Below are 13,884 nucleotides of genomic sequence, written 5' to 3'. Positions count from 1 at the left end.
CGGCGACGTCCTAGGCTCGGACCATGGCCCTGCTGCACCACGCGACCCTGACCCCGTCCAAGCCCGAGCTGATCGCCGCCTGGCTGCCGAGCCAGCCGTGGGCGACCGGCCTGACGGGGCTGACCCCGATCGGCGGCTACCGGCTGGACGACCCCGACGGCGAGGTCGGCCTGGAGGGGATCCTGGTGCGCACCGACGCCGGCGAGGTCGTCCACGTGCCGCTGACCTACCGGGCGGCGCCGCTGGCCGGGGCCGAGGAGCACCTGCTCGGCACCACGGAGCACTCGGCGCTCGGCACCCGCTGGGTGTACGACGCCACCGGCGACCCGGTCTGGCGCGCGGTCCTGGCCGAGACGATCCTCACCGGCGGGACCGGCGCGGAGGAGTACTTCGAGGTCGACGGCAGGCGGGAGCACCGCGAGCCGCTCGTCGCGGTCGCCGGGAGCGGCCTCACCACCGGGGCGCACCCGGAGCAGCTCGACGTGGTCGTCGTCCGGCGGGTGGGCGACCCGGTCGAGGCGGACGCCGTGCTGACCGGGGCCTGGGACGGCGGCTCCGGCGTGCTGGCCGCCGTCAGGACCGGCGGCTGATCGACACCAGCTCGTGGGCCGGCAGCGGGTTGTCGCGGCTCGCCTTGCAGGTGAGTCGTGCGGCGGTGCCGGAGTCGCGGGTGGTGCGGACGACCACGTCGTACGCCGCGCCGCCGACCGTGAAGGTCGCAGTGGTCAGCCCGGCGCCGGACGAGCGCGCCGCCAGGACCAGCGCGTCCTCGCGGGTCTCGGCGAGCTCACGGCGCAGGAGGATCTCGGCAGCCTGGACCGGCATCGGCTGCGAGGAGCGCCCGCGCAGGTGGTCGAGGTCGAGCTCGCCGGCCAGGTGTGAGCCGGCGACCGAGATCGCCGAGACCGGGTCGAGCCGCCCGTAGTAGAGCCCCTGCGGCAGGACCAGCAGGTTGGCCGCGAAGCGGTCGCCCCCGATGTGCGAGACCTCCCAGGTCTCCTCGGGATGAGCGGCGTCGAGCGCCTTCGCGACGGGACGGCCCTTCTCGGCGCAGCACACGTCGTGGCGACCGTTGGTGCAGACGCCGAAGAGGGCGCCGTCGTACGCCGCCAGCCCGCTCGTGCCGCCGGCCCGGAGCGCTCCGAGGTCGACGTCGAGGATCTCCCGCGGGTCGGAGAGGCGGCCGGCCTCGAGTCGCGGCCGCACCGGGTCGGCGTACGCCGCGAAGACCCGCAGCCCCTCACCGTCCGGGGTGGAGCTGTAGCGGCGGACCAGCAGGATCTTGGCGCGGTGCTCGGTCGCTCGGCGCTCGAGCTCGACACCCAGCCCCTCGGGCAGGCGGGCGTCGCGCAGGGCACGCTCGCCCCACGGTCCGACGTGCTCGAGCAGCAGCCAGGTGCGGACATGGGTCGCCGTGCCTGCGGGGGACTCGTCGCGCAGCAGGCTCTCGGCCGCGCACCGGAAGGCGGCCTGGCTCACCGGAGCTCCAGCAGACCCTCGCGCACCAGGCGGCGGCAGAGCACCAGCGCGCTCTGGGAGTCAAGCGGCAGGTCGGCGGGGACCAGCTCGTCGCGCGCGCGCACCTCGTCGAGGGCGGGTCGGATGCGGGCCGGCATGGTCAGGCTCCGGTCGCCGAGGAGCACCTCGACCCGGTCGCCACGCTCCAGCAGCACGCACGGGTGGCCCGGCCGGCGCCTCAGGCGCGTGGTGGCGTCGATCGCCTCGCGGCCGAGGACGTCGTGCAGCCCCCCGGCCAGCCGCGGTGGCCGGGTCGTCAGGAAGCGCCGGATCTCGTCCTCGACGGCGGCGGTCGCGTCGACGCGTCGTACGGCGTCGGCCAGCGACTGCAGCCGGTCGGCGAGCTCGCCGGCCAGCAGCGACGGGTCGTCGAGGTAGCCCGCGGGCAGGTGGTCGTCGGGCACGGAGCCGAGCACCGGCTGCATCGTGCGCTCGACGAGACCGCGCCACGTCAGCTGGTTGATCCCGATGGTCACGTGGAGGGAGACGGTCTCCTGCGCGCGGGCCGCGTGGGGCGTGCCGGTGGGCAGGTACATCGCGAGGCCGGGCTCCAGCAGGACCTCCTCGGGGCCGTCGGGGCCGTGGACCTCCCACAGCTTCGAGCCGGCGGTCTGGAAGACGAAGACGTCGTGGGTGTCGGAGTGGACCGCGAAACCCTGGGAGCCGGGAGGGGTCAGGTAGGCGTTGGCCTGGCAGGGGTGGCCGAGCTCCAGCTCGAGCTCCGCGATCAGCCGCGTCAGCGGCGGCCAGTAGCGCTGGAGGCCCTGGAGGACGACGGTCGCCCCGCCGTCGAGGAGCGCGAGCGCCTTGCGGGCGTCGACGAGGCCGCTGAGCGGCTTGCCGGCCAGCGTCGCGCTCCGGGTGTACGCCGACTCGGGCAGCACGGCGCCGTCCTGGGCGATCCGGAGGGCAGGCGTGCGGATCGCCGTCGAGGTCAGCAGGTGGTCGGCGTCCTCGAGCGAGAGCAGCCCGACGAGCTCGGCCGGATCGGTGCGGTGCAGGTGCACGCGGGACGCCCAGACCTTCGCGAGGAAGGTCTGGGCGTCACCGCTGAGCAGGTCGAGAGCGGACAACTCAGGAGTCGGTGCCGTCGCTGTCGCCACCGTCGGTGCCGTCGCTGTCGCCACCGTCGCTGCCGTCGCCGTCCGACCCGTCACCGTCGGTGCCGTCGCTGTCGCCACCGTCGCTGCCGTCACCGTCCACGGTGTCGGTCGCGTCGCCGTCGGTGCCGTCGCTGTCGCCACCGTCGGTGCCGTCGGCGTCACCGCCGGGGACGTCGCCGCCACCGGCGCCCGAGGTGGTGATGTCGTCGTCGCTGAGGGGCTCTTCGTTGGTCATGGGGGTCCTCCCTGAGAGCGGATGTTGCTGTGCCGATCATGTACCCATGCGTCCCCGGCGTACACCGCTCACGGGACGAGCTCGCCGACCAGTGCTGCCACCCGCCCGCGGATCTCGTCGCGGACGCCGCGCACCATCTCGAGACCCTGACCGGCCGGATCGTCGAGGACCCAGTCCTCGTAGCGCTTGCCGGGGAAGTAGGGGCACTCGTCGCCGCAGCCCATCGTGACCACCACGTCGGCCTCGCGGACGGCGGACTCGGTCAGCAGCGTGGGCGCCTCGTGGGCCAGGTCGATGCCCACCTCGGCCATCGCCGCGACCGCGACCGGGTTGACGCGGTCGGTGGGCTGCGAGCCTGCGGAGAGCACCTCGACGCGGTCGCCGGCGAGGTGCCGGAGGAACCCGGCCGCCATCTGCGAGCGGCCCGCGTTGTGCACGCAGACGAAGAGCACGGTCGGCCTGTCGGTCACGGCGCCTCCAGCGGTCGGGGGTGCAGCAGCCGGAGCAGGGCGGCGCCGACGACGCCCCCGACCAACTGCATGAGGACGAAGGGCGGCACCGACGACGGGTCGATGCCGGCGAAGGTGTCGGACAGCGTGCGGGCGAGGGTCACCGCCGGGTTGGCGAAGCTGGTGGAGCTGGTGAACCAGTACGCCGCCGCGATGTAGCCACCGACGGCGAGCGCCACGGTATCGACCCGGGCCGAGCGCAGGCTGCCGAAGACGACGAGGACCAGCCCGGTCGTCGCGACCACCTCGCCCAGCAGCTGGCCGCTGCCGCCGCGCTCGTGGGTCGACACCGAGACGGCGTCGAGGTCGAACATCAGGTTGGTCAGCACCACACCCACCAGTCCGCCCGCGACCTGAGCGGCGACCAGCACCGCGGCGGTGCCGGTGGTCATGAGGCCGAGCGTGCGCTCGACCAGCGTGACGACCGGGTTGAACGACGCGGACACCGGCTGCAGGGCCAGGATCAGCGCGACCAGCACGGCGCCGGTGGCGATGCTGTTCTCGAGCAGCTGCAGCCCGACGTCGTCGGGAGACAGCCGCTGGGCGGCGATGCCGGAGCCGACGACCGCTGCGACCAGGAACGCCGTACCCACCAGCTCCGCCACGCCACGTCGTACGACGTGGGGCACGCTCACGCGGTCACGCCGCCCAGCAGCGCGGCCAGGTCACCGAGCGCGCTCGCGTTGACGCGGTAGTAGACCCAGACACCGCGCTTCTCGCGGTCGAGCAGACCGGCCTCGTGCAGCAGCTTGAGGTGGTGGCTGATCGTGGGCTGCGAGAGGTCGAAGGCGTCGTTGAGGTCGCAGACGCAGGCCTCGCCGTCGGCGTGCGAGGCGACGAGCGAGAGCAGTCGCAGCCGCACCGGGTCGGCGATCGCCTTGACCAACGGGGTGATCCGCTCGGCCTGGTCGGCGGTCAGCGGCTCGCGGTTCAGCGGCGAGCAGCAGGCGACCGTCTCGACCGGCGTGAGCTCGAGGGACTTCGGCATGCGTCGATATTGACAGATGTCTATGTCTGCTGGCAACGTGCTGAGACATCGACGCCCATCTATATCCGGAGGAACCCGTGTCCCGCATCCAGCTCGCCCTCAACGTCGACGACCTCGACGCCTCGATCGCGTTCTACTCCCGCCTCTTCGACACCGAGCCGGCGAAGGTCCGACCGGGCTACGCCAACTTCGCCGTGACCGAGCCGCCGCTCAAGCTCGTGCTGATCGAGAGCCCCGGCCACGGAGGATCGCTCAACCACCTCGGCGTCGAGGTGGCCGACACGGGCGCCGTCGACGCGGCGCAGACCCGGATGGGAGGCGCCGGGCTCGCCTCGGTCGACGAGCGGGACACGACCTGCTGCTACGCGAGGCAGGACAAGTTCTGGGTCGAGGGCACTCCCGACGGCGAGCGCTGGGAGGTCTACACCGTGCTGGCGGATGCTCCGGCGACTGCGGGGCAGACTGCTGCCTGCTGCGCCTGAGCCCGCGGTGGTTGAGGTCTGAGGGCCGCTAGGCCCGAGCCTCGAAACCACCGGGGAGCCTGAGCGGTGGTTTCGAGACTCGTCGCTGGCGCTCCTCGCACCTCAACCACCGGGAAACCCGCCCTCCCCGCTCCTCGCACCTCAACCACCGAGAGCCCGCCCCACCCCGCCCCTCGCACCTCAACCACCGAGAGCCCGCCCCACGCCGCTCCTCGCACGCCGACAAGCCCAGGACGGTGGTTGAGGTGTGAGGACCGCTAGGCCCGAGCCTCGAAACCACCACCGCCGTACGCAGCCTCAGCCGATCAGGCCCTTGCGGCGGGCGATCGCCGCTGCCTCGGTGCGGCCGGAGGCCTCGAGCTTGGCCAGCACGTTGGAGACGTGGACCGAGACGGTCTTGGCGCTGATGAAGAGCTGCTTGGCGATCTCGCCGTTGGAGCGGCCGTCGGCGACCAGGGTGAGGATCTCGGTCTCCCGCGGGGTCAGGGCGTCGGGCGCGCTGTCGCCGCGTGCGGGCGCCGAGCCGATCGTCCGGAGCTCGTCGAGCAGCGGCTGCGCGCCAAGCCGGCGCGCCACCTCGCGGGCGAGGTCGCCCTGCTCGCGGGCGCCGGCGGCGTCCCCGGTCGCGCGCAGGATGCCGGCCAGGGTGGTGCGGACCTCGGCCAGCTCGTGCACGTTGTCGAACTCCTGGAAGCAGACCACCGTCTCGCGCCACGCGTCGACGAGCACGTCCTGGGGCGGCGCGTCGATCCCGGCGAGCCAGCGCACCCGCAGTGTCTCGGCGTCGAGCCGCTTCTTCCAGGCCCGCCCCTCCGGGCCCCAGTGGCCCGAGGGGTCGGAGTAGCGCTGGACCACGACGTCACCGTCGTTGGCGATCTCCTCGACGCGGGTGAGGTACGCCGCGCGCTCGGCCGCGGAGAGCGACGACATCGTCCGGGCGACCGCACCGACCGCGATCGCCCCGAACCGGATCCGGGCGCTGAACCACTCGTGCCACAGCACGCCGAGCACCGCGACCACGTCGTCGTACACCTGCACCGCCGCGGCCGCGTCGCCGCGGCGGCCCGCCTGCACCATCTCGAGCGCGGCCGAGTGGACCGCCACCGCCCCCTCGCGCGACCAGAAGCGCCGCAGCTTGCGCGCGGCCGCGGCGACGTCGGCGCCCTGCCCCTGCTCGACGGTCATCCGCAGCGCGTCGAGGATGGCGCGCGGGATCGGCGGCGGTGACTCCTGGCGGAGGTCGGTGAGGCTGAGCACGTCGTCCCAGCCGCCGCGCACCATCCGGATCCAGGTGAGCTGCACCCGTGACTCGAAGGCGTACGGCGCGAACGGCAGCCCCGCGGCGGCTCCCCGCTCGATGGCGCTGCGGAACCACCTCTCCGCCTCGTCGAACTCGGCCCAGTCCTCGAAGGAGCGCCCCAGCAGGAAGCGACCGCGCAGCTCGGCCTGGACGGCGTCGGCCTCCTCGGCCCGGGACACGGCGTCGACCAGCGCCGAGCGCAGTCCCTCCTTGGGGCCGGCCTTCTTCAGCCCGCTCAGGGTGGTGATCGCCTCGGAGGCGAGCCGGCTGAGGTTGAGCCGCTCGCACAGCGCGAGCGCCTCCATCCCGACCGCCTGCGCCTCGTCGTACCGGCCCATGCCCGCGAGCACGCGGGCGTGGGTGGTCAGCGCTCGCGCGCGCAGGGGGTTCTCGTCGTCGGGGGCCAGCGCGAGCGCCTCGGCCGAGACCTCGACCGGGTCCTCGTCGGTGTCGACCACGATCAGGATGCCGGCGCGAGAGGTCAGCATCCGCGACCGTCCGGCCGGCGGGGCGTCGGCAGGGAGCCGGTCCAGCTGCTCGCGCAGCAGGGCGACCGCGCGCTGGGGGTCGCCGCTGGCGCTCAGCGACTCGGCGGCGTTGACGACCAGCTCGGCGAGGTCGACGTCGACGGCGTGCGTGCGCCGGCCGTCGGCGAGCAGCTCGAGCGCCTGCTGGTAGTGGTACGCCGCCTCGTCGGGCCCACCGACCGCCCGCGCCTCGTGCCCCGCCTGGATGCTGGCCGACAACGCGGCGTCGAGGTCCATCGCCAGCCGCGCGTGCCGCGCCAGCTCCGCGGCGGTCCCGCGGGCCGCTCCCGACTGGAGCGCGGCGACGTACTGCGCGTGCAGGCGGACACGCTCGCCGGGCAGCAGGTCGTCGTACACGGCCTCCCCGAGCAGGGCGTGCCGGAAGGTGTAGCGGCCGTCACTGGCGACCAGGATGTTCATCTCGACGGCCTTGCGCAGCCCCTCGTCGAGCTCCCCGTCCGCGAGCCCGGAGGAGGCGGCCAGCATGTCGTGGGAGACCTTGCGCCCCGAGGCGCTGGCGGCGCGGACCACCTGGCGGGCGGTGTCGTCGAGCCGGTCGAGGCGCACGAGGAGCACGTCGGCGAGGTCGGCCGGCACCCACCGGCCGGGACCGGCGGCGGCGCTGGTGAGCTCCTCGACGAAGAACGCGTTGCCCTCGGCCCGGTCGACGATGTCGGCCAGCTCCGCCTCGGCCAGGCCCTCGGGCATCAGCTCGGCGATCAGGGCGCGTACGGCGTCCTCGGGCAGCGGGGACAGCGCGACCCGGTGGACGCCGCGGAAGCGGGACCACTCGGCCACCTGGCGGCGCAGCGGGTGTCGTCGGTGGAGGTCGTCGGAGCGGTAGGAGGCGACCACCGCGACGGGGCCGTTGAAGGGGCGCGAGAAGAGGAAGCTGAGGAGGTCGCGCGTCGACTGGTCCGCCCAGTGGGCGTCCTCGATGACGAGGAGCACCGGCGCCTGCTCGGCGGCGGTCTCGAGCAGCACGTGGAAGGCCTGGAAGAGATCGGTCCGGTCGAGCGCGGAGGCCTGCTCGGAGTCGCGGTCGTCGCCGCCCATCACCCGGCGGCCGGGCTGGAGGCGAGCCAGGGCGGGGTACTGCGCGGCGACCCGGTCGACGACGTCGGGCAGGTCGGCGGCGAGGCGGCCCAGCACCTCGGAGAAGGGGAGGTACGGCAGCGCGCTGTCGCCGAAGTCGAGGCAGTGGCCGGCGAAGACCTGCCAGCCCTCGACGAAGGCGAGGTCGCGCAGCTCGACCAGCAGCCGGGTCTTGCCGACGCCGGCGTCGCCGGAGAGCAGGACCACGCCGACCGGCTCCGTCGTACCGTCCCCGGACGGACCGACGCCGAGCGACGAGGCTATCTCCGTCAGCTCGGCGTCCCGCCCGACCAGGGTCCGACTCGTGTGTGCCACGTCGACCATGATCCCGTTTTCTGTTGCGGTGTGCGCTCCCATTGCGGCGAGCCGTCAGCGAACCGTGCCGGATCTGCTCTCCCCGGCGGATCCGCGCCGGATGATCGAGCGGCGCCGGCGGCCGGCGAGCTCCCCCCGGATCCGGTCGCGGCGGTAGTCGAGCTGGGCCTGGACGTAGTCGCGGCCGATGATGTTGTCGTACATGGTGGGCTCCTCAGCTCCTCGGTGATGAGTCGAGACTGGTCGCCTGAGGTAGCCCCGCACATCGGGCAGGTGCCGTATCTGAGGTGGTCGCCGCGTCTTAGGCGCGCGGGGCCCTAGGTTGTACGGCGTGCGCCTGATGACCTGCCCCACGTGTCGCAGCGTCGCGTTCTTCGAGGCCCTCGAGTGTGCGCAGTGCCTGACCCCGCTGGGCTTCCACGCGCCGTCGACCACGATGTCGGAGGTCCGCCCGGCCGGAGTCCCGATCAACGGCCGCACCTGGGTCGCCTGCTCCAACCGGGGCTGGGGCTGCAACTGGCTGCTGGCCGACGACGAGGGCAGCGGACGCTGCGCCGCCTGCCGGCTCATCCGGCGCCAGCCCGACGCCGACGACACGATGGCGTGGGAGAAGCTCGCCGACACCGCCGTCGACCTGCGCCGCCTGCTGGTGCAGCTCGACGAGATCGGGCTGCCCGTCGTGGGCTGGCACGAGCGCGAGGGCGGGCTCGGCTTCGACCTGCTCTCCTCCCGCACGGCGAACACCCCGGTCCTGATCGGGCACGCCAACGGCATCATCACGATCGACCTGGTCGAGTCGCTGGCCGACCACCGCGAGTCGATCCGGGTGCGGCTGGGCGAGCCCTACCGGACGATGCTGGGCCACTTCCGGCACGAGGTCGGGCACTACTACGAGTGGATCCTGGTCGAGAGCGCCGGGGACGCGACGCTCCTGGAGAGCTGCCGGCGCCTCTTCGGCGACGAGCGGGCGTCGTACACCGACGCCCTGGACCGGCACTACCGCCTGGGACCGCCCGCGGACTGGCAGACGACGTACATCTCGGAGTACGCGACCATGCACCCGTGGGAGGACTTCGCGGAGTGCTTCGCCCACTACCTGCACATCCAGGGCACGCTCGCCACGGCGGCGTCCGCCGGGCTGGTGCTGAAGGCCGACCGGGTGCCCCAGCTGCTCACCGAGGACGTCGAGCCGGGCCTCGACTACGGGGACCGCACCGTCGACCAGATCCTCGACGACTGGCGGGTGCTCGCGATCTTCTTCAACCGGGTCAACCGGGCGATGGGTCACGCCGACCTCTACCCCTTCACGATCCCGGACCCGGTCACCCGCAAGCTGGCCTTCGTCCACCGGGTGATCGGCAGCGTGCGGTCCTAGACCACCCGGCCGCCGGCCCAGGTCGCGGCGACGAGCGGCACGCCGGGGCGGTACGCGAGGTGGACGTGTGACGGGGCGTCGAGGACGACCAGGTCCGCCTGCCTGCCGACGGTGAGCGCGCCGACGTCGTCGCGGTCGAGGGCCTGCGCGCCGACGTACGTCGTGGCGTGCACCGCCTCCGCCGGCGTCATCCCCATCTCGCGGACCGCCAGCGCGATGCAGAGCGGGATCGAGCTGGTGAAGCAGGAGCCGGGGTTGCAGTCCGAGGCGAGGGCGACGCGCACGCCGGCGTCGAGGAGCCGGCGGGCGTCGGGGTAGGGCTGCTTGGTGGAGAACTCGACGCCCGGCAGCAGGGTGGCGATGGTGCCGGAGTCGCGCAGCGCGGCGACGTCCTCGTCGGCGAGGTAGGTGCAGTGGTCGACCGCGACGAGCCCGAGCTCGGCGGCGAGCCGGACCCCGGGCCCGTAGGTGAGCTGGTTGGCGTGCAGCCGGCCGCGCAGGCCGGCCGCGGCACCGGCGGTGAGGACGGCGCGGGCCTGGTCCTCGTCGAAGGCACCGCGCTCGCAGAAGACGTCGATCCAACGGGCGTGCTCCCGGGCGGCGGCGAGCATCGGGCCGGTCACGAGCTCGACGTACGCCGCGGGGTCGTCGGCGTGGTCGGCGGGCACGACGTGGGCGCCGAGGAAGGTCGTCTCCTCGGTGAACTGGCGTGCGACCATCAGCGAGCGGGCCTCGTCGCGGACGCTCAGGCCGTAGCCGCTCTTGATCTCGACGGTCGTGGTGCCCTGGCGGCGCATCTCGTCGACGAGCCGCGCGACGTGGGCGGTCAGCTGCTCGTCGGTCGCCGCGCGGGTGGCGGCCACGGTGGTGCGGATCCCGCCCGCGGCGTACGGCGTCCCCGTCATCCGGGCGGCGAACTCCTGCGACCGGTCGCCGGCGAAGACCAGGTGGGAGTGGGAGTCGACGAAGCCGGGAAGCACGACGCGGCCGCCCACGTCCACCTGCGCGTCGGCGTCCGGCGCGTCGGTGGCGCGGCCGACCCAGGCGACCTTGGTGCCCTCGATGACGAGCGCGGCCTGCTCGATCGCGCCGAGCAGGTCGTCGGCCTCCGGGTCGTTGGTGACCAGCTCGCCGATGTTGGTGAGCAGCGTGGAGCTCATCGGTGCACCCTCTCGATGGCGGCCGCGAGCTCGCGGCCGATGTCCTCGTGGTCGTCGCGCGTGGCGATGACCCGACCGTCGGCGACCACGTGGGTCACGTCGGCAGCGCCGGCGGCGAAGACGGCGGTGGCCTCGTCGGCCCCGGTCCCGGCGGTGCGCGTGCTGGTCGTGTCGAGGGTGACCAGGTCGGCGCGCCGGCCGACGGCGATGACCCCGGCGTCGGCGAACCCGACCGACTCGTGGGCGGTGCCGGCCGCGAGGAGCTCGGCGGCGGTCCAGTGCCCGCGCTGCTGGGTGGCGAGCCGCTCGTCGAGCTCGAGGGCGCGCATCTCCTCGAGGAGGTCGATGACCGCGTGGCTGTCGGAGCCGAGCGTCAGCACGGCTCCGGCCGCCGCGAGGGCCCGACCCGGGCCGATGCCGTCGCCGAGGTCGCGCTCGGTGGTCGGGCAGAAGCACGCCCGGGTCCGCGTGCTGCCGAGGTGGGTGATGTCCGCGCCGGTCAGGTGGGTGGCGTGCACCGCGGAGGTGCGCGGCCCGAGCGCGCCGGCGTCGTGGAGCAGCTGGGTCGGGGTGGCGCCGTACGTCGCGAGGCAGGCGTCGTTCTCCGCGACCTGCTCCGAGAGGTGCACGTGCAGCGGCCCGCCACCCGCGGCCTCCACGACCGTGGTCAGCTGGTCGCGCGGGACGGCTCGGACGGAGTGGATCGCGGCGCCGATCGCGGCGTGCGGCTCGGCCTCCAGACCGGCGACGCGCTCGGCCCAGCGAACCGCGTCGCCGTCGCTGTAGCGGACCTGCGCGCCCTCGGGCGGCCGGCCGAAGCCGCTGCTGAGGTAGCACGTGTCCAGCAGACCGATCCTGATCCCGGCGTCGCCGGCGGCCGCGACCAGGGCGTGGCCCATCGCGTTGGGGTCGTCGTACGGCGTGCCGTCGGGCTGGTGGTGCAGGTAGTGGAACTCCCCCACCGACGTGATCCCGGCCGCGGCCATCTCGCGGTAGGTCGCTCGGGCCAGCTCGAAGTAGCTGTCCGGGTCGAGCCGCCCGGCGACGCCGTACATCTGCTCGCGCCAGGTCCAGAACGTGCCGCGCTCGCGCTGGGTGCGCCCGCGCAGCGCGCGGTGGAAGGCGTGGCTGTGGCAGTTCGCCAGGCCGGGGAGGGTGAGGCCGGGGAGGCGGTGAGTTTCATCGGCCGGCCGATGAAACTCACGCTGGGACGACGAAGCTTTGTCGTCCGGGCGTGAGGTTCCCGGCGTGACGGCGGTGAACCGACCGTCCTCGATCTCCACGAGCACGTCGTCGAGCACGGCACCGTCGACCCAGGCGCGCTCCAAGAGGTACGCCGAGCGGTGCGCCGAGGTCACCGGGTCAGCCTCTCGAGCGTGTCGGCCAGCGCGGAGACCCCGACCAGGCAGTCGGCGATCGACGCGTGCTCGTCGGGCGAGTGGGAGATGCCGGTGGGGTTGCGCACGAAGAGCATCGCGGTCGGGATCCCGGCCGCGGACAGGATCCCGGCGTCGTGGCCGGCCTGGGTCGCGATGATCGGCCAGTCGCCGCCCTCGTGGTCCGCAGCGACGGCCGCCGCCAGCGCAGGGTCGAAGGCCACGGAGCCCGACACCGACTCCGCGGTCAGCCGCAGCGAGGTGCCGTCGACCTCGGTCCGCTCGGCCGCCTGCCGCTCGATCGCGGCCACCAGCTCGGCCAGCCCCGCGTCGGTGGCACAGCGGGCATCGAGCCAGCCCGTCACCTTCGACGGCACGGCGTTGGTCCCGTTGGGCTCGACCGACACCCGGCCGAAGGTCGCCCGATGGCCGGCCAAACGCGCCTGCTCGTTGGCCGCGAGCACGGTCAGGGCATAGGTCAGCATCGGGTCGGCGCGGTCCTCCATCCGCGTGGTGCCGGCATGGTTGGCCGCTCCCGTGAAGTCGAAGCGGTAGCGCCCGTGCGGCCAGATCTCGCTCGCCACCCCGATCGCCGTGCCCCGGTCCACCAGGTCGCGGCCCTGCTCGACGTGCAGCTCCACGAACGTGCCCACGCCGGCCAGCAGCGACGACGTGCCGCCGGCCACGACGTCGCCCAGCGCCACGCCGTCGCGGTCGGTCAGGGACCGCGCCACGTCCCAGGAGATCGCCCCCGCGGCGAGCCGCGAGCCGAGGCAGGCCAGCCCGAACCGCGAGCCCTCCTCCTCCACGAAGACCGAGACCCCCAGCGACCGCGACGGTACGACGCCGCGGGCGCGCATCAGGTCGATCGCGGCCAGCGCGGAGACGACACCGAGGGGGCCGTCGTACGCGCCGCCGTCGAGCACGGAGTCGAGGTGGGAGCCGGTCAGCACCGCAGGGTCGTCGGACCGGATGTCCCACCAGCCGACCACGTTGCCGAAGTCGTCGCTCTCGATCCGCAGTCCCCGCGCGGTGCACTGCTCCCCGAACCACGCGTGCAGCTCGCGCTCCGGGGAGGTGAAGGGCTGCCGGAAGTAGCCGCCGGACGAGGCCGACCGGCCCACCGGGGCCAGGTCTCCCCACATCCGCTCGAAGTCGTCAGGCACGGGACTCCTCATCCTGCGTTGAATACTGGGCCACATGGAGTTCCAAGACGTCGTCCGCCGCCGCAAGATGGTCCGCAACTACTCGACCGAGGCCGTCGACCCCGCGGTCGTCGACCTCGCGCTGCACAACGCGACGCGCGCGCCCAACGCCGGCTTCAGCCAGGGCTGGGCGTTCCTGGTGCTGGACACCCCCGACGACGTACGACGCTTCTGGGTCGCGGCCGCCGACGACATCGACCGGCCGGACGAGTGGCTGAGCGGGATGATGAAGGCGCCGGTGGTGATCCTGCCGTGCTCGAGCAAGGCGGCGTACCTGAGCCGGTACGCCGAGGGCGACAAGGGCTGGACCGACCAGGACGAGGCGCGCTGGCCGAAGCCGTTCTGGGACATGGACACCGCGATGGCCGCGCTGCTGATCCTGCAGACCGCGACCGACGCCGGTCTCGGCTCCTGCTTCATCGGCATCCCGCCGGACAAGGAGACGGCCGTGCGGTCGGCGTTCGAGATCCCGGCCAACTTCGACCCGGTCGGCGTGGTGACGATCGGTCATCCGGCCGCCGGCGTGGGCGCGAAGGGCTCCCCCGCCCGGCGAGCACGCAAGCCGGTGGCCGACGTGGTGCATCGCGGACGCTGGGGACACCCGACCAGTCCATCGGCGTAACGGCGTCCGGTCAACGAGCCACACCCGGCCGGGGTCTCGCATCCGAGACCCGATCTCCGCGATTAGGGTGCTCG

General features: G+C 73.6%; 15 protein-coding genes. 4 read left to right on the top strand and 11 right to left on the bottom strand.

Annotation, left to right across the window (positions count from 1 at the left end):
• The first annotated feature begins 23 nt into the window (after positions 1-23).
• Positions 24-590: a CG0192-related protein gene (locus N542_RS0111155; RefSeq protein ID WP_028643982.1), complete on the top strand. Its 567-nt coding sequence runs from the start codon at positions 24-26 to the stop codon at positions 588-590.
• Here N542_RS0111155 and N542_RS0111150 read toward each other — a convergent pair.
• From N542_RS0111150 to N542_RS0111125, 6 genes are all read right to left on the bottom strand, one after another.
• The gene (locus N542_RS0111150; RefSeq protein ID WP_028643981.1) at positions 574-1,479 is read right to left on the bottom strand and encodes a sucrase ferredoxin; all 906 of its coding nucleotides are present in this window, start codon (positions 1,477-1,479) and stop codon (positions 574-576) included. The two genes, N542_RS0111155 and N542_RS0111150, sit on opposite strands and share 17 nt — an antisense overlap.
• Positions 1,476-2,591: a cupin domain-containing protein gene (locus N542_RS0111145; protein ID WP_231482603.1), complete on the bottom strand. Its 1,116-nt coding sequence runs from the start codon at positions 2,589-2,591 to the stop codon at positions 1,476-1,478. Before N542_RS0111145 ends, N542_RS0111150 begins: the two co-directional genes overlap by 4 nt.
• 1 nt (position 2,592) lies before the next feature.
• Positions 2,593-2,856 (bottom strand): hypothetical protein, encoded by a 264-nt coding sequence (locus N542_RS0111140; RefSeq protein ID WP_028643979.1) that lies wholly within the window; start codon positions 2,854-2,856, stop codon positions 2,593-2,595.
• Between the two features lie 68 nt (positions 2,857-2,924).
• The gene (locus tag N542_RS0111135) at positions 2,925-3,326 is read right to left on the bottom strand and encodes an arsenate reductase ArsC (protein ID WP_028643978.1); all 402 of its coding nucleotides are present in this window, start codon (positions 3,324-3,326) and stop codon (positions 2,925-2,927) included.
• Positions 3,323-4,000: an aquaporin gene (locus N542_RS0111130; protein ID WP_231482602.1), complete on the bottom strand. Its 678-nt coding sequence runs from the start codon at positions 3,998-4,000 to the stop codon at positions 3,323-3,325. The genes N542_RS0111135 and N542_RS0111130 overlap by 4 nt, the downstream gene beginning before the upstream one ends.
• On the bottom strand, positions 3,997-4,353 hold the full coding sequence (locus N542_RS0111125) for an ArsR/SmtB family transcription factor (RefSeq protein WP_028643976.1): 357 nt from the start codon (positions 4,351-4,353) through the stop codon (positions 3,997-3,999). The genes N542_RS0111130 and N542_RS0111125 overlap by 4 nt, the downstream gene beginning before the upstream one ends.
• Positions 4,354-4,430: 77 nt before the next feature.
• Between N542_RS0111125 and N542_RS0111120 the strand changes: the two genes are divergently transcribed.
• Positions 4,431-4,835: an ArsI/CadI family heavy metal resistance metalloenzyme gene (locus tag N542_RS0111120; protein WP_028643975.1), complete on the top strand. Its 405-nt coding sequence runs from the start codon at positions 4,431-4,433 to the stop codon at positions 4,833-4,835.
• Between the two features lie 297 nt (positions 4,836-5,132).
• Here N542_RS0111120 and N542_RS28285 read toward each other — a convergent pair whose 3' ends face one another.
• Positions 5,133-8,072 (bottom strand): helix-turn-helix transcriptional regulator, encoded by a 2,940-nt coding sequence (locus tag N542_RS28285; protein ID WP_197025930.1) that lies wholly within the window; start codon positions 8,070-8,072, stop codon positions 5,133-5,135.
• Between the two features lie 54 nt (positions 8,073-8,126).
• Positions 8,127-8,276, bottom strand: coding sequence for a hypothetical protein (locus tag N542_RS27510; RefSeq protein ID WP_155992984.1), 150 nt, complete (start codon positions 8,274-8,276; stop codon positions 8,127-8,129).
• Between the two features lie 136 nt (positions 8,277-8,412).
• On the opposite strand from N542_RS27510, the gene N542_RS0111105 reads away from it, so the two are divergent.
• Positions 8,413-9,447, top strand: coding sequence for a zinc-binding metallopeptidase family protein (locus tag N542_RS0111105; protein WP_036507559.1), 1,035 nt, complete (start codon positions 8,413-8,415; stop codon positions 9,445-9,447).
• On the opposite strand, the gene hutI is transcribed toward N542_RS0111105, so the two are convergent.
• Genes hutI through N542_RS0111090 form a run of 3 tightly spaced genes read right to left on the bottom strand, consistent with a single transcriptional unit; the run spans position 9,444 to position 13,149 of the window.
• Positions 9,444-10,607, bottom strand: a complete 1,164-nt coding sequence (hutI, locus tag N542_RS0111100) for an imidazolonepropionase (protein ID WP_028643972.1) — start codon at positions 10,605-10,607, stop codon at positions 9,444-9,446. The genes N542_RS0111105 and hutI overlap by 4 nt on opposite strands.
• Positions 10,604-11,965 carry a formimidoylglutamate deiminase gene (locus N542_RS0111095; protein ID WP_028643971.1) on the bottom strand — a complete coding sequence of 454 codons (1,362 nt, stop codon included), beginning with the start codon at positions 11,963-11,965 and terminating at the stop codon, positions 10,604-10,606. The genes hutI and N542_RS0111095 overlap by 4 nt, the downstream gene beginning before the upstream one ends.
• On the bottom strand, positions 11,962-13,149 hold the full coding sequence (locus N542_RS0111090; RefSeq protein ID WP_231482601.1) for an allantoate amidohydrolase: 1,188 nt from the start codon (positions 13,147-13,149) through the stop codon (positions 11,962-11,964). Before N542_RS0111090 ends, N542_RS0111095 begins: the two co-directional genes overlap by 4 nt.
• Before the next feature lie 34 nt (positions 13,150-13,183).
• Here N542_RS0111090 and N542_RS0111085 point away from each other — a divergent pair, with 34 nt between their 5' ends.
• Positions 13,184-13,810: a nitroreductase family protein gene (locus N542_RS0111085; protein ID WP_028643969.1), complete on the top strand. Its 627-nt coding sequence runs from the start codon at positions 13,184-13,186 to the stop codon at positions 13,808-13,810.
• Positions 13,811-13,884 lie beyond the last annotated feature (74 nt).

The organism is Nocardioides sp. URHA0020 (genome assembly GCF_000620705.1).
In the GTDB taxonomy this organism is placed as follows: Bacteria; Actinomycetota; Actinomycetes; order Propionibacteriales; family Nocardioidaceae; genus Nocardioides.
This window is presented reverse-complemented; position numbering and strand designations above follow the sequence as displayed.

Coding starts and splice junctions, on each gene's coding strand:
- N542_RS0111155 (WP_028643982.1), top strand. CDS start 24: ATGGCCCTGCTGCACCACGCGACCCTGACCCCGTCCAAGCCCGAGCTG.
- N542_RS0111140 (WP_028643979.1), bottom strand. CDS start 2,856: ATGACCAACGAAGAGCCCCTCAGCGACGACGACATCACCACCTCGGGC.
- N542_RS0111125 (WP_028643976.1), bottom strand. CDS start 4,353: ATGCCGAAGTCCCTCGAGCTCACGCCGGTCGAGACGGTCGCCTGCTGC.
- N542_RS27510 (WP_155992984.1), bottom strand. CDS start 8,276: ATGTACGACAACATCATCGGCCGCGACTACGTCCAGGCCCAGCTCGAC.
- N542_RS0111105 (WP_036507559.1), top strand. CDS start 8,413: ATGACCTGCCCCACGTGTCGCAGCGTCGCGTTCTTCGAGGCCCTCGAG.
- hutI (WP_028643972.1), bottom strand. CDS start 10,607: ATGAGCTCCACGCTGCTCACCAACATCGGCGAGCTGGTCACCAACGAC.
- N542_RS0111085 (WP_028643969.1), top strand. CDS start 13,184: ATGGAGTTCCAAGACGTCGTCCGCCGCCGCAAGATGGTCCGCAACTAC.